Genomic DNA, 18,287 nt, shown 5'->3' with positions numbered 1-18,287 from the left:
CTGCAGGCGCTGTCGAACAGCACCACCACCTGACTGGTGCGCGTGCCCTCGCATGACCCGGTCTATTTCAAGCGCGTGCTGGATGTCGGCGTCGAGGGCGTGGTGATTCCGAATGTGCAGTCGGCCGAGGAAGCCAAGGCGCTGGTCTCGGCCTGCCGCTATCCGCCACGCGGCGTGCGCGGCTCGGCCATCGGCCAGATTCGCGCTTCCAATTACGGCCTCGACGGCCCCGCCTATCGCAAGGCGGCCGACGACAACCTGCTGATCATCTGCCAGATCGAAACCGCCACGGCCGTCGATGCCATTGCCGAGATCGCTGCCGTGGATGGGGTGGATGCGCTGTTTGTCGGACCGTTCGATCTCTCTGGCTCGATCGGCCATCTCGGCGAGTTCGACCATCCCGACGTGATTGCCCTGCTGGCGAAAGCCGAGGCGGCGCTGAAAAAGACCGGCAAGCCATTCGGCACCGTGCCGCGCATCGGCATGACCTGGGCCGACATGTTCGCGCTGGGCTATACGATGGTGACGGCGGACAATGATGTGGTGCGCCTGCGCGACACCGCGCTGGCCGATATCGCGCACTTCCGGGCCAGGAGCCGGTAGGCGTTTACGGTTGCAGGATCGGTGGTGCCCCAGGCCGGACTTGAACCAGCACACCCTTGCGGATAACAGATTTTGAGTCTGTCGCGTCTACCAATTTCACCACTGGGGCCCGACATCGAAACGCCGGCACGCGGCGGGGCGGATATTACCCAAGCCCCCGCCTGAATCAACGCCCGGCCCGGATCGAACTGGCGGCCGGTTAACCGCAGACAAACACAGCCTTGTCATGGCCTGCGGCGGGAGGGCGCATGGACAAGCCCGGCTGGCTCCGGCATACACGAGGCCTGCCTCGCCAGGCATTTTGCTGGAGTTTTCCGCCCGTGTTTCGCGCCCTTTACGACTGGACCATGCGCCAGGCCGCCCGGCCCAATGCCGATCGGGCGCTCGCGGTGGTGTCCTTCCTGGAAAGCTCGATTTTCCCGATCCCGCCGGATGTGATGCTGATCCCGATGTGCCTGGCCGATCGCACACGGGCCTTCCGCTATGCGGCGATCTGCACCGTTGCCTCGGTGATCGGCGGCCTGTTCGGCTATGCCATCGGTTATTTCCTGCTCGAAACGCTGGGCCGCTGGGTGATCGATCTCTACGGGTATGGCGAGAAATGGCAGGCCTTCGAGGCGGCCTATGCCGAATGGGGCGTCTGGATCATCCTGATCAAGGGCCTGACGCCGATCCCCTACAAGATCGTCACCATTGCCAGCGGCGCGGCGCATTTCAGCCTGGGCGTGTTCATTATCGCCTCAATCGTTACCCGCGGCCTGCGTTTCTTCCTGGTCGCCGGCCTGCTGCGCGCTTTCGGCGAACCGATCCGCGATTTCATCGAGAAACGGCTCAATATCCTCGGCATCATCTTCGTGGTCGCGCTGGTTGGCGGTTTCGTCGCCGTGCGCTATCTCTTCTGATCATGATGGACAGCCTGCTTAAGCCTGATCGCTCCGGCCTGCTGGTCGCCCTGGCGGCCGGCGGCACGCTGGCGCTGGTGCTGATTGCACAATATGGCTTCGGCCTGCCGCCCTGCGAGATGTGCCACTGGCAGCGCTGGCCGCATATTGCAGCGCTGGTCCTTGGCCTTGCCGCCCTGGCCCTGCCGCGCTGGCGCGCCCCGTTGCTTGGACTGGCAGCACTCAGCTTCACGATTACCGGCGGGATTGGCGTGTTCCATGCCGGCGTCGAATGGAAATGGTGGCAGGGCCTGACCAGCTGCAGCAGCACCTCCACCGCCACCACGCTGGAAGACCTGCGTGCCCAGCTGATGGCCGCACCCGTGGTGCGCTGCGACGAGGCCGCGATCCGCGTGCTGGGCCTCTCCATGGCCGGCTGGAATGCGCTGTGGTCGGCCGCCCTTGCCGCTTTCGCCCTGCTGGCCGCCCGGCGTGCCGCAAAAGGAACCGCATGATGCAGAAACGGCGACTGGCTGGCGATCCCGATCCGCGCGCCCTGCTGGAACGCATCCTGCGCGTCGACCATGCCGGCGAATACGGCGCCAAGCGTATCTACGAAGGCCAGCTTTCCGTGCTGAAGACGGCACCCTCGACGCCGACCATCCGCCATATGCTGAAGCAGGAGCTGGAGCATCTGGATGCGTTTTCGCGCCTGCTGCCGCAGCGCCGCGTGCGCCCCACCCTGCTGACGCCACTGTGGCATGTCGGCGGCTTTGCCATGGGCGCGGCCACCGCCCTGCTGGGCGAGAAGGCGGCGATGGCCTGCACCGAGGCCGTCGAAGAAGTGATCGACGCACATTACGCCAGGCAGGTGGAAGCGCTCGGCGATGCCGAGCCCGAATTGCGTGCCACGATCGAGAAATTCCGTGCCGACGAGATCGAGCATCGCGACACGGCGCGCAATGAAGGCGCCAGCGAGGCGCCGGCCTATCCGCTGCTGTCGCGCGGCATCAAGGCGATCACGCGCGGCGCCATCTGGCTGTCCGAGCGAGTTTAAGCTGTGACGACGACCTGGGAGCTGTGGGCAGGATATGAGGGTGACTTTATAGCCGAGCACCAGTTCTCCCCAGCTCCACATGACCCTCAGAAGGGCATTCCCAGCGGGGATTACAAGTGGATCCGGATATGGACGGTCGAAGCGACATCGCACAATGACGCAATGACTAAAAGAAATGAATACCTTGGCTGGGAACCCTACAAGCCAATGCCGGGAACCGAATAAGCTTTACGGCTCCAGCTCGCTGTCCCAGTAGAGGAAATCGCGCCAGCTCTCATGCAGGAAGTTGGGCGGGAAGCCGCGGCCATTGCGCTGCAGCTCCTGCACGGTCGGCATATGCGGGCGGATACGCGGATGCATGTGGCAGTCGTTGGGCATGCGACCACCCTTGGTGAGATTGCAGGGCGCGCAGGCCGCCACCACATTATCCCAGCGGGTGAGGCCGCCGCGCGAGCGCGGGACCACATGATCGAAGGTCAGTTCATGCCGGCTGCCGCAATACTGGCAGGAAAAGCGGTCGCGTAGGAACAGGTTGAACCGGGTGAAGGCCGGTCGCCGTGCCGGGGCGATATAGCGCTTGAGCGCCACCACGCTGGGCAGTCGCATGCGGAAGCTGGGAGAGCGGATTTCCTGATCGTATTCGGAGAGGATGGTCACGCGATCCATGCAGACCGCCTTGACCACTTCCTGCCATGGCCAGACCGACAGCGGGAAGTAAGACAGCGGCTGATAATCCGCATTCAGAACCAACGCCGGACAACTCTCAGGGTTCATTGCTTCCCCAGTTCCGATACGACGTATTCCCCTTACCATATGCGGGGTTACCGCGTTGTGACAACCACCTTATTTTGTAAGCCGGCCGGGTTATCCACACCGGGCGGGCCGAGTCTATGTAGCGCGGGCCAGCGATTCGGCGAGAAAGGCGCCGCCGAGCGCCAGTCCCTGGCCATCGATGCCATGGCCCAGTCCCCGGCTGACATGGAAACGGGCGGGGCAGCCGGCCGCGTTCAGCGCGTTCAGTGCCGCATGCATGGCCTCGATCGGCACCACCTCGTCAGCATCACCATGGATCAGCAGGATCGGCGGCCGGCCGCGAATCTGCTGCTCCAGGCCGGCGCCACCCAGCAGCGCCCCGGAATAGCCCAGGATGGCGGCCGGCGCCGGATCGCGGCGCAGGCCGACATGCAGGGCCATCATGGTGCCCTGGCTGAAACCGACCAGGGCCAGATCGCTCGGCCCAAGATTGTGCCGCCTGAGTTCGGCATCCACAAACTGCTCCAGCGCCGGCGCCACCTGTTCGGCGGCGCGCTGCATGGTGGCATACACCGCCGCGGTCTGATGCGGATCGCGGCGCAACAGGTTGGGGTCATAGGCATCGAGTGCAAACCACTGCCGGCCGCCGCCCATGCCGGGCGGAAAGCCGGGGATCATCGCCGGCGCATGCGGCGCGACAAAGGCAGCCTCGGGCAACGTGCTGCGCCACTGCGCGCCCAGTTCGATCAGGTCATCGCCATCGGCGCCATAACCGTGAATCAGCACCACCAGCTTGCGGGCGGGGCCTTTGGCGGGCAGCAGGCGGGGACCGTCGATCATGCCGTCTTCTCCTCCACGCGATCCGTGGTGACGCGTTTGGCCGTTACGGCGTAATAGCGCCACAGCAACCGGGCGGCGACGCCGCGATGCGGGCGCCATGCCTCGGCCATTTTATCCATCTTCTTTACATCCGGCCGTGCCTTCAGGCCGAACAGCCGCTTCATCGCCTCCTGCAGCGCCACATCATGTGCCGGCCAGATATCCTCGCGATCCAGCGCGAACATCAGGAAAATCTCTGCCGTCCAGCGGCCGATGCCCTTCACTTCGGTCAGCATCGCCATGGCGGCGCTGTCTTCCAGTTTTGGCAACAGGGCGAAATCAATGGCGCCGCTTTTCGCCGCCTGCGCCATGTTGCGCACATAGCGCACCTTCGGTCCGCTGAGGCCGCAGGCGCGCAGGCGCGGTTCGCTCAGCTTCAAAACCCGTTCCGGGCTGAACACGCCATTGGCGCGGCCCTGGACGGCAGCCTCCAGCCGGCCCCAGATGGTGGCGGCGGCAGCCACCGAAATCTGCTGCTCGATGACGATGCGGCACAGATTGGCAAAATCAGCCGGGCGGCGGCGGTCGGCGATGAAGCCGACTGTGGCGAAGGCCTCGGCAAACCGTGGCTCGCGGGCACAGAGCTGCTCCAGCGCCGCTTTCGTGCGCTTGCGGGAGTCAGGCTTTGCGGGAGGCGGAAGGTTTGCCATAAGCTATCGCATGAGAATCGCCCATGCAGTCTGACACTGTTACGCGCTGTGCGCCAAGTCCGACCGGCTATCTGCATGCCGGCCACGCCTATGCGGCCGGCATTGCCTGGCTACGCGCCCGGCAGGATAACGGCCGCTTCCTGTTGCGCATTGAGGATATCGACACCACCCGCTGCCGCCCGGAATTCACCGATGCCATCTTCGAGGATCTGGGCTGGCTGGGCTTGAATTGGGAACAGCCCGTGCGTCGGCAGTCGCAGTATTTTGCCGACTATGCGACAGCCCTCGACAGCCTGCGCCAGCGCGACCTGCTCTATCCCTGCTTCTGCACCCGCAGGCAGATCCAGGCCGAGATTGCCGCCGCCGGACAGGCTCCACATGGCTTTGAGGGCGTTGTCTATCCGGGCACCTGCCGGCATTTAACCGGCGCCGAACGCGAAACACGCAGGGCGGCCGGCGAGGCTTATGCATTGCGCCTCGACATGGCAGCAGCCTGTCAGCAGGCCGGCCACTGGCCGTTGCACTGGCATGACGAGGTCGCCGGCAAGCAAAACGTGACACCGGATCTGCTGATCCGGGGCTTCGGCGATGTGGTGCTGGCACGCAAGGATATCCCCGCCAGCTATCATCTCTGTGTCAGCCATGATGATGCCCTGCAGGGCATCACGCTGGTGACCCGCGGCAGCGATCTGTTTGCGGCCACCCATTTGCACCGCCTGCTGCAGGCCCTGTTCGACTGGCCGGTGCCGGAATACGCGCATCACCATCTGCTGCTCGATGACAGCGGCGAACGGCTGGCCAAGCGCAAGAATGCGCCCGCCCTGCGCGATCAGCGCGCCGCCGGCATCACCCCTGCCGAACTGTGGCAGCAGGTTGGCCTCGATCCGGCCAGCTTCGGAGTCTGAGACTCAGCGGCGCGTACTGACCCGCTTGCGTGTTTCTGGATCTAGCCATTCGAGCATCGGCTTCAGCCATGGCTCGTCGGGATGCGCCGCGAGAATGCGGTCGATATCCCCGATCAGCCGCGCCGCCATCGGCGTGCGGTTACAGGTGACGCCGCCATCGTTGAAGGGCGGCAGCTCGGCGATTGGCAGCGTGGCAAGCACCGGTGCGGTCTGCTCCTGCCGCGCCAGCCAGATCGCCTCAAACGGATAGAGCAGAACCCAGTCGACCCGGTTGGCGGCGAGCATGGAAACCATGCCGGCGGTTTTCGGCAGGCGCGTGACTGGTGCCGGTGGCGATGCCGCGCGCAGCAGAGCATCGAGTGCCGGTCCGTAGGATCGGTTTTCGTTGAACACGCCGTCCAGCTGCGTCTGTTCCAACACGCGGCGGAATTCGATCAAGCCCTGACTGTCGCGAAGCGGCGCGAAGGCCGTCACATCGCTGCTGCGCACCACAAGGCCGAGCGCCGGCATGCGCATGATGTCGTGGCTGATCAGGAACTGTGTTTCTCGGGCGGGCGTGCGGAGCAGATTGCTGGTACAGATGGTGGCAAGCGGGTCTTCCATCTGCTTGAGCAGGCGCGCCAGCGGCAGGGTGCGGATGTCGTGGCTGTAGCCTGCGGGCAGGCGTTCGATCAGCCAGGCCATGGCCTGGTCGCCGAAACCCTTGCCGCTTTGCATGAAAACCGGCGGCCACTCGGTCTTCAGCCACAATACTGGGCCCGGGGCCGTGACATCACCCTGCGCCTGCGCTGGGCGCGGGACGAGGGTGACAAGCAACGCAAGAATGACCGCGTGTAAGAGAAAGCCTGAACGCATTATGCCTCAGTCGAATCAACCAACAGCATAAACACCACGCAGGACAGTCAGAAGCGGGATGCGAGGCATCCCGCGGTATCGATCACATATCGCACATATCGAGGGGAAAATTAGCGCGGCCCGCCAAGCGGTAGAGCGTAGGTCAGGAAGACCGTCTCGGTGCCCGGATTGCTGTCGTAAATACTGGCATTCGAGATATGGCTGACGCCAAGGCCGAGGCGCGAACGATTGTCGAAGCGATAGCTCAACTCGATCTGCGACTTGAACTCGATCGTACCGCCCAGATTCTTGCCGTCGCCCTTACGATACAGACCCGGCGTGAAAGCCGGCGTCAGCACCCAACGGCGACCGAAATAGATATCGACCAGCACGCCGGCATAGCCCATCACCGCTTCGTCATGGGTGGCCAATACGCCGACCACCGGCTTGAAGATCCAGAATTTCTCGCCATGGCGATATTCGATGCGTCCCTCGAAGGCGTCATGATTGTCGTTGATGTCATAATAGCCGGCGCTGAAAGCGAGGAAGGACGGATCGTCTCCCCCCTTGTCGGCTACATCCTTGGTTTGCGCATGCACTACAGGCGCGGCCATGATCATCAAGCAGGCAGCCGCAACGGCTGCCGCAAGACGAGGCAACAAACGAAAACGCATTCCCCTACCCCCCAATCTGCCGGGCCGGCCCTGCCGGTCCTGATTTGCAGTACAGATCGTATCCAGACAGGATACTAGCCAAGGCAATACAGGGCAGCCAAGGGCTTATCTCCCGATTCGGGGTCGCCCGGCCGCCTGATCGCTTCATTGTCGCCACATTTTTCCGGCACAGAAGGCCCCCATGCGCAGCCTCCGCCGCCTGCTGATCCTCCTGGTTCTCGCTGTCCTGGCCCTGCCCATGCTATACGGCTTGGCCGCGCTGGGCTTGGGCCTGCTGCCGGCGCCACATCGTGAACCGCAGACCGGCCAGCCGACGGTCTCCATCTACCTGATCTCGAATGGCTGGCATGTCTGGGCCGCCCTGCCCGCCAGGATCCAGACCGGGCAGGACCAGACCGACTGGGGCTCCTGGCTGAACGACAGCGCCGTGGCGGCACGGATCACCGACACGGATTATGTCGCCTTCGGCTGGGGTGACCGGGATTTCTATCTGGCGACCCGCCGCCCGGTGGATTTCCGCCCCAATCTGGCCATGGCTGCCCTGCTGGGACGCGGCCCGGCTGCCATGCATGTGATGCGGGTGCCGGAAGGCGCCCTGTCTGACCCGCAACTCCGCACCCGGCGTATCGAGGTCGATGTCCTGCAATACCACGCCCTGGCGGCGTATATTCAGGCCGGATTTGCCCCTGGCCGCGATGGTCGTCCGCAACCCCTGCCAGAGCCCGGCTTCGGCCTGGATGACGTCTTTTATGAGGCAACAGGGCGTTACAGCCCTTTTCGCACCTGCAACGAGTGGATCGGGGCGGGGCTGCGCGCGGCGGGCCTGAAAGCCGGCTGGTGGACGCCATTCCCCTACGGCCTGATGCGCGGGCCGTGATATCCCCGTGCTCGCCTTGCGACTCACCCGTAAAGGGGCTAAACCCTGCCCCGAAAAAGGTCGGTTATGGGCGGTTTCCGCCGCCCGGTTTCCGCTCGTCACGCCATCCCATCGGAGAATGAAAAAATGACGGTTCGGGTTGCGATTAACGGTTTCGGCCGCATTGGCCGCAATGTGCTGCGCGCCATCATCGAGAGCGGCCGCACGGATATCGAAGTCGTCGGCATCAATGATCTCGGCCCGGTCGAGACCAACGCCCATCTGTTCCGTTACGACAGCGTGCATGGCCGCTTCAACGGCAAGGTGGAGACCAAGGGCGACGCGATTGATGTGGGTCGCGGCTTCATGAAGGTTACCGCCGAGCGCGATCCGGCCAAGCTGCCGTGGAAAGAGCTGAAGGTCGACATCGCGCTGGAATGCACAGGTATCTTCACCGACAAAGAGAAGGCTGCGCTGCACCTGACTGCCGGCGCCCGCAAGGTACTGGTCTCCGCGCCCGCCACCAATGCCGACCTCACCGTTGTCTATGGCGTGAACCACGACCAGCTCAAGCCCGAGCACACCATCGTCTCGAATGCGTCGTGCACCACCAACTGCCTGGCTCCTGTTGCCTATGTGCTCGATGCCGCCGTCGGTATCGAGAAGGGCTACATGACCACGATCCATGCCTATACCGGCGACCAGCCGACGCTGGACACCATGCACAAGGATCTTTACCGCGCCCGCGCCGCGGCGCTGTCGATGATCCCAACCACCACCGGTGCTGCCAAGGCCGTCGGCCTGGTGCTGCCTTCTCTGAAGGGCAAGCTGGACGGTTCCTCGATCCGCGTGCCGACGCCGAATGTGTCGCTGATCGATTTCAAGTTTATCGCCAAGAAGAACACCTCGGTCGAAGAGATCAACGAGGCCGTGAAGCAGGCTGCCGCCGGCAAGCTGAAGGGCATCCTCGACGTCAACGACCAGCCGCTGGTCTCCAGCGATTTCAACCACAATCCGGCCAGTTCGACCTTCGACCTGAAGCAGACCACGGTGATGGACGGCAATCTGGTGCGCGTGGTGTCGTGGTACGACAACGAGTGGGGCTTCTCCAACCGCATGTCCGATACTGCGGTGGCGATGGCCAAGCTCTGACGGCCAGGCAGGAGCAGCCCGCATGGCCGGTTTCCGTACTCTCGATGATGTCAATGTCGCCGGCAAGACCGTGCTGGTGCGCGTTGATCTGAACGTTCCGATGAAGGACGGCCGGATCACCGACGATCTGCGTATCAGCCGCATCCTGCCCACCCTGCACGAACTGTCGCGCAAGGGTGCCAAGGTTGTCGTGCTGTCGCATTTTGGCCGTCCGGACGGTAAAGCGGTGCCGGAAATGTCGCTCAAGCCGGTGGCGGCAGCGCTCGCCACTGCGCTCGGCTCCTCCATTCCCTTTGCCGAGGATTGCGTTGGCGAGACGGCCAGTGCAGCAATTGCCAAGCTGAAAGCCGGCGGCGTGGTGCTGCTGGAAAATACCCGCTTCCATCCGGGTGAAGAGAAGAATGATCCGGCGCTGGCCAAACAAATGGCCGCGCTGGGCGATATCTACGTCAACGATGCCTTTTCCTGTGCCCATCGCGCCCATGTCTCGACCGAGGCCCTGGCGCATCTGCTGCCGGCCTATGCCGGTCGCAACATGGAAGTGGAGTTGAAGCATCTCGAGGCCGCGCTGGACAAGCCCGAGAAACCGGTTGCCGCCGTGATCGGCGGCGCCAAGGTTTCCACCAAGCTGGAACTGCTCGGCAACCTGCTGGGCAAAGTCGACAAGATCATCATCGGCGGTGGCATGGCGAACACCTTCCTGTTCGCCCAGGGCCGTGAAGTCGGCAAGAGCCTGTGCGAAAAAAACCTGGCGGATACCGCACGCGACATCCTGCGCGATGCCGTCACCCGCGGCTGCGCCATCATTCTGCCGGATGACGTGGTGGTGGCCCGAGAATTCAGGCAGGGTGCCCCCTGCAAGGTGGTGCCCGCCGAACGCGTGCCAGCCGACACGATGATCCTGGACATAGGCCCGGTGGCCGCGGCGCGCCTGGGAACCATCATCGCAGATTGCAAAACTCTGGTCTGGAATGGCCCCTTGGGTGCCTTCGAGACGCCGCCCTTCGATGCCGGCACAGTCACCGTGGCGCGCACTGCTGCGGCACTGACCGCGTCCGGCCGTCTGCTGAGCGTGGCTGGCGGCGGCGACACTGTGGCCGCCCTGCGGCATGCCGGGGTCGCCGAAGAGTTTTCCTATGTTTCCACTGCTGGCGGCGCCTTCCTGGAATGGCTGGAAGGCAAGGAACTGCCGGGTGTCGCCGCTCTGGCCGCACCGACCGCAGTAGCCGCCCAGTGAATGCGTGATAAAATCCGGCCCCAGGGAAAACAGGGCCGGGTTTTTCGTTTTAACGAACCTGACTGAAGACGTATCGGGAGCTGACAATGAACCTCAAGGAACTGAACAAGATTGCGCAGGGCATGGTTGCGCCAGGCAAGGGCATCCTCGCCGCCGACGAAAGCACCAGCACGATCGAAAAGCGCCTCTCCAGCATCAACGTGACCTCGACGGAAGAAACCCGCCGCGACTATCGCGAGATGCTGTTCACGGCCGAGGGTGCCGAGAAATATATCTCCGGCGTGATCCTGTATGACGAGACGCTGCGCCAGAAAGCCAAGGATGGCACGCCGCTGGTCGATATCCTGAACAAGCGCGGCATCATCCCGGGCATCAAGGTCGACAAGGGCGTGCAGACCCTGCCGGGTTCGGATGGCGAGAAGATCACCGAAGGCCTCGACGGCCTGGGCAAGCGCATGGCTGAATACCATCAGCTTGGTGCCCGTTTCGCCAAGTGGCGCGCGGTGCTGAACATTGCCAATGGCAAGCCGAGCCGTCAGGCGCTGGTTGCCAATGCCGAAGCGCTCGCGCGCTATGCCGGCATCTGTCAGGCCAACAACATCGTGCCGATCGTCGAGCCGGAAATCCTGATGGATGGCGACCATGATCTGGCCACCAGCTTCGCTGCGACCGAACGCACCCTGCATACCGTGTTCGAGATGCTGGCGCTGCATAACGTTCAGCTGGAAGGCATCATCCTGAAGCCGGGCATGGTGATCCAGGGCGAAAGTTGCAAAACGGTCGCCAGCATTGATGAAGTGGCGGATGCCACTGTGCAGGTGCTGAAGCGCTGCGTGCCCGCGGCCGTGCCGGGCATCGCCTTCCTCTCGGGTGGCCAATCGGACGAGCTGGCATCGGCCCATCTCGGCGCCATGAATGCCCGCCATCCGAACCTGCCCTGGGCGCTGACTTTCTCCTATGGCCGCGCCCTGCAGGCCCTGCCACTGAAGCTGTGGGGTGGCAAGGCCGCCAATGTGGCGAATGCACAGAAGGGCTATCTGCACCGCGCCCGCCTAAATGGCCTGGCCGCGCTGGGTAAGTACGAAGCCAAGCTGGAAAGCGAATTCAAGGCCGCGTAAGCGACCTTCGTCGCCAAAGCACGAACGGCCCCGGTATTGCTACCGGGGCCGTTTTTCATTGTGTAGCCTGATTAGGCAGCTTTGGGCTGCGCCTCGATCACCGCGCCACCATTGGTGAGCGTATTGATCTGAATCTGGCGCGGCTTCTTGGCCTCGGGAATCTCGCGCTTGAGCGCGATATGCAGCAGGCCGTCCTTCAGTTCGGCACCGACCACCTTCACGGTATCGGCCAGTTCGAATCGACGTTCGAAAGCGCGGCGCGCGATGCCACGGTGCAGGTAGGACACCGCCTCGCCCTGTTCGGCCGTCTGTTCAGCGGCCTTGCCGGTCACGATCAGGCTGTTTTCCTTCACCGTGATGTCGAGTTCGGCTTCGCTGAAACCGGCCACCGCCATGGTGATGCGATAGGCGTCTTCGCCGCGCTTCTCGATGTTATAGGGGGGATAGCTGGCGGTCGTCTCATCGACGCGATTGGCCAGCTCGAACAGCCGGTTCACATGATCGAAACCGACGCTGGAACGCAGCAGGGGGGAAAGATCGAAAGCACGCATGAGTCATCCTCCTTCAAGCGATGAGTCGTTTGCGCAGCCTGGCATGAGATGCTGTCCGCCACGAATGGCAGGAAACATTTCCCGCGAAACGCCGGGCCGCCGTTGAGACCGAACCTCACTCTGAGCATCCGGTACGGCAGTCAGTTAGGAAGCTGCCCCGGTCGCTTCAAGGGGGTGAAAAACAGGCGCGGTGATTTTTCAGAAGATGCGGGAAAGCCAGGGCGGGCGGGCGGCGATCCGCCCCCGCGGTCAGCCGATCGAGATCGGATACCACTTGAAATCATGCAGGGCCCGGCCGCGCAGAAAATCGACCACATGTTTCGGGCCGATGAATTCCGGCGCCAGGTTGACACCCTGGGCGGCCAGAACCAGCGTCGAATTCTTGAACAATGGCTTCATCGCCGCCAGCGAGCGTGCCGCCATCTCATCGGTGGCAATGGCAGAGTAGGACACGTAGATCACCGTGATGATCTCGTCAGCCAGCTTGATGGAAGCGGATTGATAGACTTGGGCCATGGCTGCGCTGTTCCCGTTGCGCCGGATCGCGCCGGATCAGCCCCACTGGTAATCCCGGTGTGGTTAATGAAACGTGGCCGTGTGCGCTGAGAAGACGGAATCAGCCAAGCGTAGCTATGCGCCGGCAATTAAAAGGGCGGCTCGGGTAACCCGGCCGCCCTTTATCCGGAGCTGAGGCTCCGGCAACAATCCGACTACGGCCTAATTGGCCGGGTCTTACTTCTTCAGACCGAAGCTGCCGAAGCGCTTCTTGAACTTGGCGACCTGACCACCGGCCTCGTTCAGACGCGCCGGACCACCGGTCCAGGCCGGGTGCGAGGTCGAGTCGATGTCGAGCATCATGGTGTCGCCGGGCTTACCCCAGGTCGAACGGGTGGTGTAGACGGTACCGTCCGTCATCTGCACCTTGATCTCGTGATAATCGGGATGGATATCGGTCTTCATGACGGTTCTCCTGGGCCGGCCCGCAACTCATGACGATCATCGGCATGATGGTCGGGGGGAAGCCGCATTTCTAAATCGCCCGGCGTTATAGCCAGAAGCGCCTACCCCCGCAAGCCCGAACCGGGCAGCGCCAGAAAATCAATTTGAATCATATATTTAACTACTGGCTGGCGGCCAGCCTGCGGCGCCGTTCAAATTCGGCCGGATCGACCAGATCCAGTCCCAGCTTCTCCAGGCCGTCCAGAATCGGAATGAAATTGTTCAGGCTCATATTGCCGCTATCCCCCTTGGACAGGCCAGAGACCGCTATGCCAACCAGATTACCCTGCTTGTCGAGCAGCGGCCCACCGCTGTTGCCCGGGTGAATTGCAACATCGGCCTGGATCAGGTCGAAAGGCTGGCTGGGCAACCGCGCCGGCCGCCAGGCACTGACCACGCCGCGTGTAACGGTCCAGGCCAGCTGCTTCAGCTGCGGCGCGCCGATGGCATAAACATCTTCGGTCACCCGCACCGGTGTTTCGCGGATCGGGATAACGGGATAGCCACTGCCCTCCAGTTTGACGAGCGCGACATCACGCAGTTCATTCTGGCGCAACACCTCGCCAACCACTGTTCGCCCGGAGACCAGACGCACACGCACGAAGCGCTGGCCGCCGACGACATGCCGGTTGGTCATCATCAGGCCATCTTCGGACACCAGAAAACCCGACCCATGCCCTCCCGCTCCAACCTCGATCAATACGGTGGCGCTGCGCAGGCGGTCGATCTGGCTGTCGATTGGCTGCTGTGAAAGGGCCACGCGTCGCAATGGCAGACGCGTCTGCCCATCGCTGATACCCGGCGATCCGGGTTTCGGTAACGGCGCACGTTCCGCCATCGTCTTATGCAATTCCGGCAGTGCCGCCAATTGATTGACCGCATCGGCAAATGCCAGCTGCAGCGCAAGATTGCCATCCAGCGCAATCGTCTGCGGCGCGTCGAAGCGTCCTTCGCTGCGCTGTCGCAGGATCACCTGCCGACGGACTGGATCGAAAACCTGCCATTCCGCTATGACGCGCGCATTTCCACGCATGCCAACAGCACGCTCCGAGAGGAAATCGCAGACTGCATGCACCTGAATCTGCATCTCGCTAATAGTGACCCCAAACTGCAGGTCGCCCTCTTGACGCTGCTGGGTTTCGAACATCTGGCTCGGATCGCCGGCGACCTTATAGCCATGGCCGTTCATGACTCGATAGAAGGTGTCGCTCCACTCATTGCTGCGTTCCTGAATGCGCGGACGCTCCTGATAGATCGGCCCGGTCTTGGCTCCGAGGCACTTGTTGCCGAACTGGCCTTGCAGACGACCGATCTCGCGACCGCGCGGGATATCGATCTGCACCCGGGTCAACTCGATCGTGCGGGCATCCAGGCCCGTCACAGTGCCAGGACTGACGGTCTGGCCGTCGGCCAATTGCACGGACTTTGCGGCAATGGGTGGCGGCTCGACGGGCCCGACACAGGCCGCTCCGAGAAGCGGCAGCCAAAGAGCAGCCCAATGCAATCGGCCAGTAGTCATGTGACCCTCATGAGAGGAGTAAGGAGTGGAAATAAATATCTATAATGGAGAAAAGAGAACATAAAGTGAAATTTAAGGGGTTGAATAAAGATCATACACTTGCATGCGATCTAGTATCGTAGCCCGCGTGTGATTGTGAGCACGCGCCAGACCCTGTCGCGTTGTGGCGGGGGGTGGCGGTGGGTATAACCACCGGGGATTTCAACAAGACAAAGCAATGCCGTCCGCCACATCCGCGTCCACCCAATCTGCCGCCGAGCCCAAGCACCCGCCTTTGTCGGCGCTGAAGCCTGTGTTTCGCTTTGTCGCCCCGTACCGCTGGATGGCGGTGGGCGCCGCCATCGCCCTGATCGTCACCTCGGGTGCGATGCTGATGATCGGCCAGGCGATCCGCCGCGTCATCGATGTCGGCTTCGGCCATGGCAATGGCGCCTATCTGGATCTCTATTTCGGTGCCCTGTTCGGCGTTGTCGTCATCCTGGCTGCCGGAACCTTCGCGCGCTTTTATTGCGTCACCTGGCTGGGCGAACGCGTCGTCGCCGATATCCGCCGCGCTGTCTATGCCCATGTTCTCAAACTCAGCCCGACCTTTTTCGAGGCGACACGCAGCGGCGAGGTGCTGTCGCGACTGACCACCGATACCGAACTGATCCAGACCCTGGTGGGATCTTCGATTTCAGTGGCGCTGCGCAACATCCTGCTGTTCATCGGCAGCGCCGGCCTGCTGATCATCACCTCGCCCGACCTGACCATGCTGGTGGCACTGGTGATTCCGCTGGTGGTTCTGCCGATCATCATTCTCGGCCGCCGCCTGCGCAAACTCTCGCGTGAAAGCCAGGACCGCATTGCCGACCTCGCGGCCCAGGCTGGTGAGACGCTGAATGCCATCACCACGGTACAGGCCTATACCTACGAGGCCCGTGAGGCGACCCGCTTTGGTGGCCATGCAGAAGCGGCCTTTGGTACTGCCGTGCGCCGCATCCGCGCCCGCGCCTGGCTTACCGCGCTGGTGATGCTGCTGGTGTTCGGCGCGGTGAATGCGGTGATGTGGATCGGCGGCAAGGCGGTGTTTGCCGGCGCAATGTCGGCCGGCGAGCTGAGCGCCTTCGTCTTTTATGCCGTGGTCGGAGCTTCATCAGTCGGCGCCCTGTCGGAAACCTGGGGCGATGTACAGCGCGCCGCCGGTGCCGCCGAACGCCTGATGCAGCTGCTCGCCACCGAGCCCACCATCCGCGCACCGGCCACGCCGCTTGAGCTGCCGGCCCAACCGGCCGGCCGGCTGCAGTTCGATGCCGTGCGCTTCCATTATCCGGCGCGCCCGCTGACCGCGGCACTGGATGGCTTGAGCCTCGACATCGCCGCCGGCGAAACGGTCGCCATCGTTGGTCCGTCCGGCGCGGGCAAGACCACCCTGTTCCAGCTGCTGTTGCGCTTCTACGACCCGGACTCGGGCCATATCCGCTTCGATGGCTGTGACATCACCCAGCTCGATCCGGTGGCCCTGCGCCAGCATATCGGTCTGGTGGCGCAGGAGCCGGTCATCTTTGGCGCCACGGTGGCCGAGAATATCCGCTATGGCCGCCCCGAAGCCACCGACGCCGACGTGCATGCCGCCGCCGAAGCCGCCGCCGCGCGCGGCTTCATCCAGGCACTGCCGCAGGGCTACGACACCTATCTGGGTGAGCGCGGCGTGCGGCTATCTGGCGGCCAGCGCCAGCGTATCGCCATTGCACGTGCCCTGCTGCGCGATCCGCCGGTACTGTTGCTGGACGAGGCGACCTCGTCGCTGGATGCGGAATCCGAGCGCAAGGTGCAGACCGCGCTGGAGCGGCTGATGCAGGGCCGCACCACGCTTGTGATCGCCCATCGCCTCGCCACCGTGCAGAAGGCCGACCGCATCGTGGTGATGGATCAGGGCCGCATCGTCGCCGCGGGCCGCCACGACAGCCTGATCGCCGAAGACGGGCTTTACGCCCGCCTCGCCCGGCTGCAGTTCATGACGGGATCGGCGGCCGATGCCGCGTAAGCGCCGCGCCGACAGGCCGCTGCCCGGCCGGCTGATGCGATTCTGGTGGCGCTTTGCCGTGGTCGGCATCATCGTCTATGTCGGCTACACGATCTGGCTGGGCGGCGCCTATCGCAGCGTGGAGGCCTTCACCGCAGGGCAGTGCGTGGCGGTGCCTGCGCCGCCCGGCCCCGAGGACATGGCCGTGCTGCCCGATGGGCCGGGCCTGCTGCCCGGCGCCATCGTCTCCAGTCAGGATCGCCGCGATCGCACCGCGCCGGGCGGATTGTATTTCTACGATCTGAGCAGCCGCCCGGGCACATTCACCCGGCTGGAAACACCGGCCAGCATGGTGCTGCATCCGCATGGCCTGAGCCTGTTCACTGCGCCCGATGGCCAGAGTTTCCTGCATGTCATCAATCATCGCAGCAGCGACCGTCACACGGTGGAGATCTTCGCCGTGCAGCAGGATGCGGGCAGCGTTCCGGTCCTGCGCCATCGTGGCAGCGTGTCCAGCGATCTGTTCGTGCATCCCAATGGCATTGCCGCCGCCGGCCCCGAATCCTTCTACCTGACCAATGACCGTGGCTCCGGCCCCGGCTGGATGCATATGGTGGAAAACCTGCTGCAGCTGGCGCGCTCCACCGTCGTCTATCACGATGGCCGCGGTGCCCGTGTGGTGGCCGACAATATCGCCTTCGCCAACGGCATTGAAATCAGTGCCGATGGCGGCACCGTGCTGGTCGGCTCCACCCAGTGGCGCATGATCATGGCCTATACGCGCGAAGCCACCAGCGGCATGCTGCTGCGCAGCGGCAGCCTGGCGTTACCCGGCGGTGCCGACAATATCCGCCGCGATGCCAATGGCGAGCTCTGGGTCGCCGCCCATGCCAATGCCTTCGCCTTCATCGGCCACGCCATGAATGCCGAGAAGGAAAGCCCCAGCATGATCCTGCGGCTCAGCCGCAATGCACGTGGTGCGATACAGACTTCGGAAGCTTTCAGCGATCCAGGCGATATGCTGTCGGGTGCCAGCGTCGGCGTTCAGCACCAGGGCCGCCTGCTGGTCGGTGCGGTGTTCCAGCCCACCGTGCTGGACTGCCAGCTCGATGAAGCCAAGCTGCGGGAAATCGAAAACTAAAAGCGGTAGGCGCCGCACTGATCGAGGCGCAGCACGCTTTCCTGATTGAAGCGCGTCTTGTAGTCCTCGACGATGGAGGCAAGCCGGGCATTGATATCGCCATCGTTGCGATGGGCCACCATCAGGATATAGGTGCCTTCCTGCATGGCATTGCCATCAACGACCGAACGATAGAAGCCCTGTCCCTCCAGAACGGTGAAGCCATCGGGCAGCCGCGGCACGATCGCCGACTCGACAAAGCCCTTCCACTCGTTGCCATCGACATGGCGGACATGCTCGCCCTTACGCACCGCCGTGCCGAAGAACAACAGCGCACTCTGCTGCCGGCAGTGCATCACGGGATGCAGCCAGACATACACCCCGGCGGCTACCAGGACGGCCAGCGTCAGCGCGCCGCCCATCAGGGCAACCACCACCTTGGCCTGCAGCGCTCCAAGGCGCTCGCCGACTTTGAGAAACGCTTCCTCGAACAT

Annotated in this window: 21 protein-coding genes and 1 tRNA gene; 11 read left to right on the top strand and 11 right to left on the bottom strand. The window is 63.4% G+C overall.

Annotation, left to right across the window (positions count from 1 at the left end):
• Positions 1–42: 42 nt before the first annotated feature.
• Positions 43–603 carry an aldolase/citrate lyase family protein gene (locus AAG799_RS10210; RefSeq protein WP_341895723.1) on the top strand — a complete coding sequence of 187 codons (561 nt, stop codon included), beginning with the start codon at positions 43–45 and terminating at the stop codon, positions 601–603.
• A gap of 22 nt (positions 604–625) precedes the next feature.
• Here AAG799_RS10210 and AAG799_RS10205 read toward each other — a convergent pair.
• A tRNA-Leu gene (locus AAG799_RS10205) sits at positions 626–712 on the bottom strand.
• A gap of 211 nt (positions 713–923) precedes the next feature.
• Between AAG799_RS10205 and AAG799_RS10200 the strand changes: the two genes are divergently transcribed.
• Genes AAG799_RS10200 through AAG799_RS10190 form a run of 3 tightly spaced genes read left to right on the top strand, consistent with a single transcriptional unit; the run spans position 924 to position 2,541 of the window.
• Entirely contained in the window at positions 924–1,505 is a 582-nt protein-coding gene (locus AAG799_RS10200; RefSeq protein ID WP_341895722.1) for a YqaA family protein, read from the top strand.
• A gap of 5 nt (positions 1,506–1,510) precedes the next feature.
• Positions 1,511–1,999, top strand: coding sequence for a disulfide bond formation protein B (locus tag AAG799_RS10195; RefSeq protein ID WP_341895721.1), 489 nt, complete (start codon positions 1,511–1,513; stop codon positions 1,997–1,999).
• Complete coding sequence (locus AAG799_RS10190) at positions 1,999–2,541, top strand: demethoxyubiquinone hydroxylase family protein (protein WP_341895725.1); 543 nt, start codon at positions 1,999–2,001, stop codon at positions 2,539–2,541. The genes AAG799_RS10195 and AAG799_RS10190 overlap by 1 nt, the downstream gene beginning before the upstream one ends.
• A gap of 228 nt (positions 2,542–2,769) precedes the next feature.
• Here the strand turns inward: AAG799_RS10190 and AAG799_RS10185 are convergent, their stop codons facing one another.
• The 3 genes from AAG799_RS10185 to AAG799_RS10175 form a co-directional block, all read right to left on the bottom strand.
• Positions 2,770–3,315: an HNH endonuclease gene (locus tag AAG799_RS10185; protein ID WP_341895720.1), complete on the bottom strand. Its 546-nt coding sequence runs from the start codon at positions 3,313–3,315 to the stop codon at positions 2,770–2,772.
• A gap of 114 nt (positions 3,316–3,429) precedes the next feature.
• Complete coding sequence (locus AAG799_RS10180) at positions 3,430–4,134, bottom strand: dienelactone hydrolase family protein (protein ID WP_341895719.1); 705 nt, start codon at positions 4,132–4,134, stop codon at positions 3,430–3,432.
• Entirely contained in the window at positions 4,131–4,823 is a 693-nt protein-coding gene (locus AAG799_RS10175; protein WP_341895718.1) for a DNA-3-methyladenine glycosylase 2 family protein, read from the bottom strand. Before AAG799_RS10175 ends, AAG799_RS10180 begins: the two co-directional genes overlap by 4 nt.
• Before the next feature lie 23 nt (positions 4,824–4,846).
• On the opposite strand from AAG799_RS10175, the gene gluQRS reads away from it, so the two are divergent.
• On the top strand, positions 4,847–5,728 hold the full coding sequence (gene gluQRS, locus AAG799_RS10170) for a tRNA glutamyl-Q(34) synthetase GluQRS (RefSeq protein ID WP_341895717.1): 882 nt from the start codon (positions 4,847–4,849) through the stop codon (positions 5,726–5,728).
• Between the two features lie 3 nt (positions 5,729–5,731).
• On the opposite strand, the gene AAG799_RS10165 is transcribed toward gluQRS, so the two are convergent.
• Together AAG799_RS10165 and AAG799_RS10160 are read right to left on the bottom strand one after the other, a co-directional pair.
• Entirely contained in the window at positions 5,732–6,445 is a 714-nt protein-coding gene (locus AAG799_RS10165) for a hypothetical protein (protein WP_341895716.1), read from the bottom strand.
• A gap of 248 nt (positions 6,446–6,693) precedes the next feature.
• Entirely contained in the window at positions 6,694–7,176 is a 483-nt protein-coding gene (locus AAG799_RS10160) for an acyloxyacyl hydrolase (RefSeq protein WP_341895715.1), read from the bottom strand.
• 241 nt (positions 7,177–7,417) lie between these two features.
• Between AAG799_RS10160 and AAG799_RS10155 the strand changes: the two genes are divergently transcribed.
• From AAG799_RS10155 to AAG799_RS10140, 4 genes are all read left to right on the top strand, one after another.
• The gene (locus AAG799_RS10155) at positions 7,418–8,113 is read left to right on the top strand and encodes a TIGR02117 family protein (RefSeq protein WP_341895714.1); all 696 of its coding nucleotides are present in this window, start codon (positions 7,418–7,420) and stop codon (positions 8,111–8,113) included.
• 126 nt (positions 8,114–8,239) lie between these two features.
• Complete coding sequence (gene gap, locus AAG799_RS10150; RefSeq protein WP_341895713.1) at positions 8,240–9,244, top strand: type I glyceraldehyde-3-phosphate dehydrogenase; 1,005 nt, start codon at positions 8,240–8,242, stop codon at positions 9,242–9,244.
• A 22-nt stretch (positions 9,245–9,266) separates the two neighbouring features.
• Complete coding sequence (locus AAG799_RS10145; protein WP_341895712.1) at positions 9,267–10,481, top strand: phosphoglycerate kinase; 1,215 nt, start codon at positions 9,267–9,269, stop codon at positions 10,479–10,481.
• A gap of 86 nt (positions 10,482–10,567) precedes the next feature.
• Complete coding sequence (locus AAG799_RS10140; RefSeq protein WP_341895711.1) at positions 10,568–11,599, top strand: class I fructose-bisphosphate aldolase; 1,032 nt, start codon at positions 10,568–10,570, stop codon at positions 11,597–11,599.
• Between the two features lie 71 nt (positions 11,600–11,670).
• Here the strand turns inward: AAG799_RS10140 and AAG799_RS10135 are convergent, their stop codons facing one another.
• From AAG799_RS10135 to AAG799_RS10120, 4 genes are all read right to left on the bottom strand, one after another.
• Positions 11,671–12,150, bottom strand: a complete 480-nt coding sequence (locus AAG799_RS10135) for an Hsp20 family protein (RefSeq protein ID WP_341895710.1) — start codon at positions 12,148–12,150, stop codon at positions 11,671–11,673.
• 249 nt (positions 12,151–12,399) lie between these two features.
• A complete protein-coding gene (locus tag AAG799_RS10130; RefSeq protein ID WP_341895709.1) occupies positions 12,400–12,666 on the bottom strand; it encodes a hypothetical protein in 267 nt (88 codons plus the stop codon).
• A gap of 216 nt (positions 12,667–12,882) precedes the next feature.
• On the bottom strand, positions 12,883–13,110 hold the full coding sequence (gene rpmE, locus AAG799_RS10125) for a 50S ribosomal protein L31 (protein ID WP_290814714.1): 228 nt from the start codon (positions 13,108–13,110) through the stop codon (positions 12,883–12,885).
• Positions 13,111–13,270: 160 nt separating this feature from the next.
• Positions 13,271–14,569: a trypsin-like peptidase domain-containing protein gene (locus AAG799_RS10120; RefSeq protein WP_341895708.1), complete on the bottom strand. Its 1,299-nt coding sequence runs from the start codon at positions 14,567–14,569 to the stop codon at positions 13,271–13,273.
• Positions 14,570–14,885: 316 nt separating this feature from the next.
• Here AAG799_RS10120 and AAG799_RS10115 point away from each other — a divergent pair, with 316 nt between their 5' ends.
• Positions 14,886–16,694 carry an ABC transporter transmembrane domain-containing protein gene (locus AAG799_RS10115; RefSeq protein WP_341895707.1) on the top strand — a complete coding sequence of 603 codons (1,809 nt, stop codon included), beginning with the start codon at positions 14,886–14,888 and terminating at the stop codon, positions 16,692–16,694.
• On the top strand, positions 16,684–17,814 hold the full coding sequence (locus AAG799_RS10110; RefSeq protein ID WP_341895706.1) for an SMP-30/gluconolactonase/LRE family protein: 1,131 nt from the start codon (positions 16,684–16,686) through the stop codon (positions 17,812–17,814). The genes AAG799_RS10115 and AAG799_RS10110 overlap by 11 nt, the downstream gene beginning before the upstream one ends.
• Here AAG799_RS10110 and AAG799_RS10105 read toward each other — a convergent pair.
• Positions 17,811–18,287 (bottom strand): DUF3574 domain-containing protein, encoded by a 477-nt coding sequence (locus AAG799_RS10105; RefSeq protein ID WP_341895705.1) that lies wholly within the window; start codon positions 18,285–18,287, stop codon positions 17,811–17,813. The two genes, AAG799_RS10110 and AAG799_RS10105, sit on opposite strands and share 4 nt — an antisense overlap.

This window comes from Ferrovibrio terrae (genome assembly GCF_943371255.1).
GTDB lineage: Bacteria > Pseudomonadota > Alphaproteobacteria > Ferrovibrionales > Ferrovibrionaceae > Ferrovibrio > Ferrovibrio terrae_B.
The sequence above is the reverse complement of the archived record's forward strand: the minus strand, read 5'-3'. Positions and strand labels throughout refer to the sequence as shown.

Excerpts from the sequence above, each read along its gene's own strand:
- AAG799_RS10195 (WP_341895721.1), top strand. The coding sequence starts at position 1,511 with ATGGACAGCCTGCTTAAGCCTGATCGCTCCGGCCTGCTGGTCGCCCTG.
- AAG799_RS10130 (WP_341895709.1), bottom strand. The coding sequence starts at position 12,666 with ATGGCCCAAGTCTATCAATCCGCTTCCATCAAGCTGGCTGACGAGATC.
- AAG799_RS10105 (WP_341895705.1), bottom strand. The coding sequence starts at position 18,287 with ATGTTCGAGGAAGCGTTTCTCAAAGTCGGCGAGCGCCTTGGAGCGCTG.
- AAG799_RS10110 (WP_341895706.1), top strand. The coding sequence starts at position 16,684 with ATGCCGCGTAAGCGCCGCGCCGACAGGCCGCTGCCCGGCCGGCTGATG.
- rpmE (WP_290814714.1), bottom strand. The coding sequence starts at position 13,110 with ATGAAGACCGATATCCATCCCGATTATCACGAGATCAAGGTGCAGATG.
- AAG799_RS10190 (WP_341895725.1), top strand. The coding sequence starts at position 1,999 with ATGCAGAAACGGCGACTGGCTGGCGATCCCGATCCGCGCGCCCTGCTG.
- gap (WP_341895713.1), top strand. The coding sequence starts at position 8,240 with ATGACGGTTCGGGTTGCGATTAACGGTTTCGGCCGCATTGGCCGCAAT.
- AAG799_RS10160 (WP_341895715.1), bottom strand. The coding sequence starts at position 7,176 with ATGGCCGCGCCTGTAGTGCATGCGCAAACCAAGGATGTAGCCGACAAG.
- AAG799_RS10175 (WP_341895718.1), bottom strand. The coding sequence starts at position 4,823 with ATGGCAAACCTTCCGCCTCCCGCAAAGCCTGACTCCCGCAAGCGCACG.
- AAG799_RS10155 (WP_341895714.1), top strand. The coding sequence starts at position 7,418 with ATGCGCAGCCTCCGCCGCCTGCTGATCCTCCTGGTTCTCGCTGTCCTG.
- AAG799_RS10165 (WP_341895716.1), bottom strand. The coding sequence starts at position 6,445 with ATGCAAAGCGGCAAGGGTTTCGGCGACCAGGCCATGGCCTGGCTGATC.
- gluQRS (WP_341895717.1), top strand. The coding sequence starts at position 4,847 with ATGCAGTCTGACACTGTTACGCGCTGTGCGCCAAGTCCGACCGGCTAT.
- AAG799_RS10140 (WP_341895711.1), top strand. The coding sequence starts at position 10,568 with ATGAACCTCAAGGAACTGAACAAGATTGCGCAGGGCATGGTTGCGCCA.
- AAG799_RS10185 (WP_341895720.1), bottom strand. The coding sequence starts at position 3,315 with ATGAACCCTGAGAGTTGTCCGGCGTTGGTTCTGAATGCGGATTATCAG.
- AAG799_RS10145 (WP_341895712.1), top strand. The coding sequence starts at position 9,267 with ATGGCCGGTTTCCGTACTCTCGATGATGTCAATGTCGCCGGCAAGACC.
- AAG799_RS10135 (WP_341895710.1), bottom strand. The coding sequence starts at position 12,150 with ATGCGTGCTTTCGATCTTTCCCCCCTGCTGCGTTCCAGCGTCGGTTTC.
- AAG799_RS10115 (WP_341895707.1), top strand. The coding sequence starts at position 14,886 with ATGCCGTCCGCCACATCCGCGTCCACCCAATCTGCCGCCGAGCCCAAG.
- AAG799_RS10180 (WP_341895719.1), bottom strand. The coding sequence starts at position 4,134 with ATGATCGACGGTCCCCGCCTGCTGCCCGCCAAAGGCCCCGCCCGCAAG.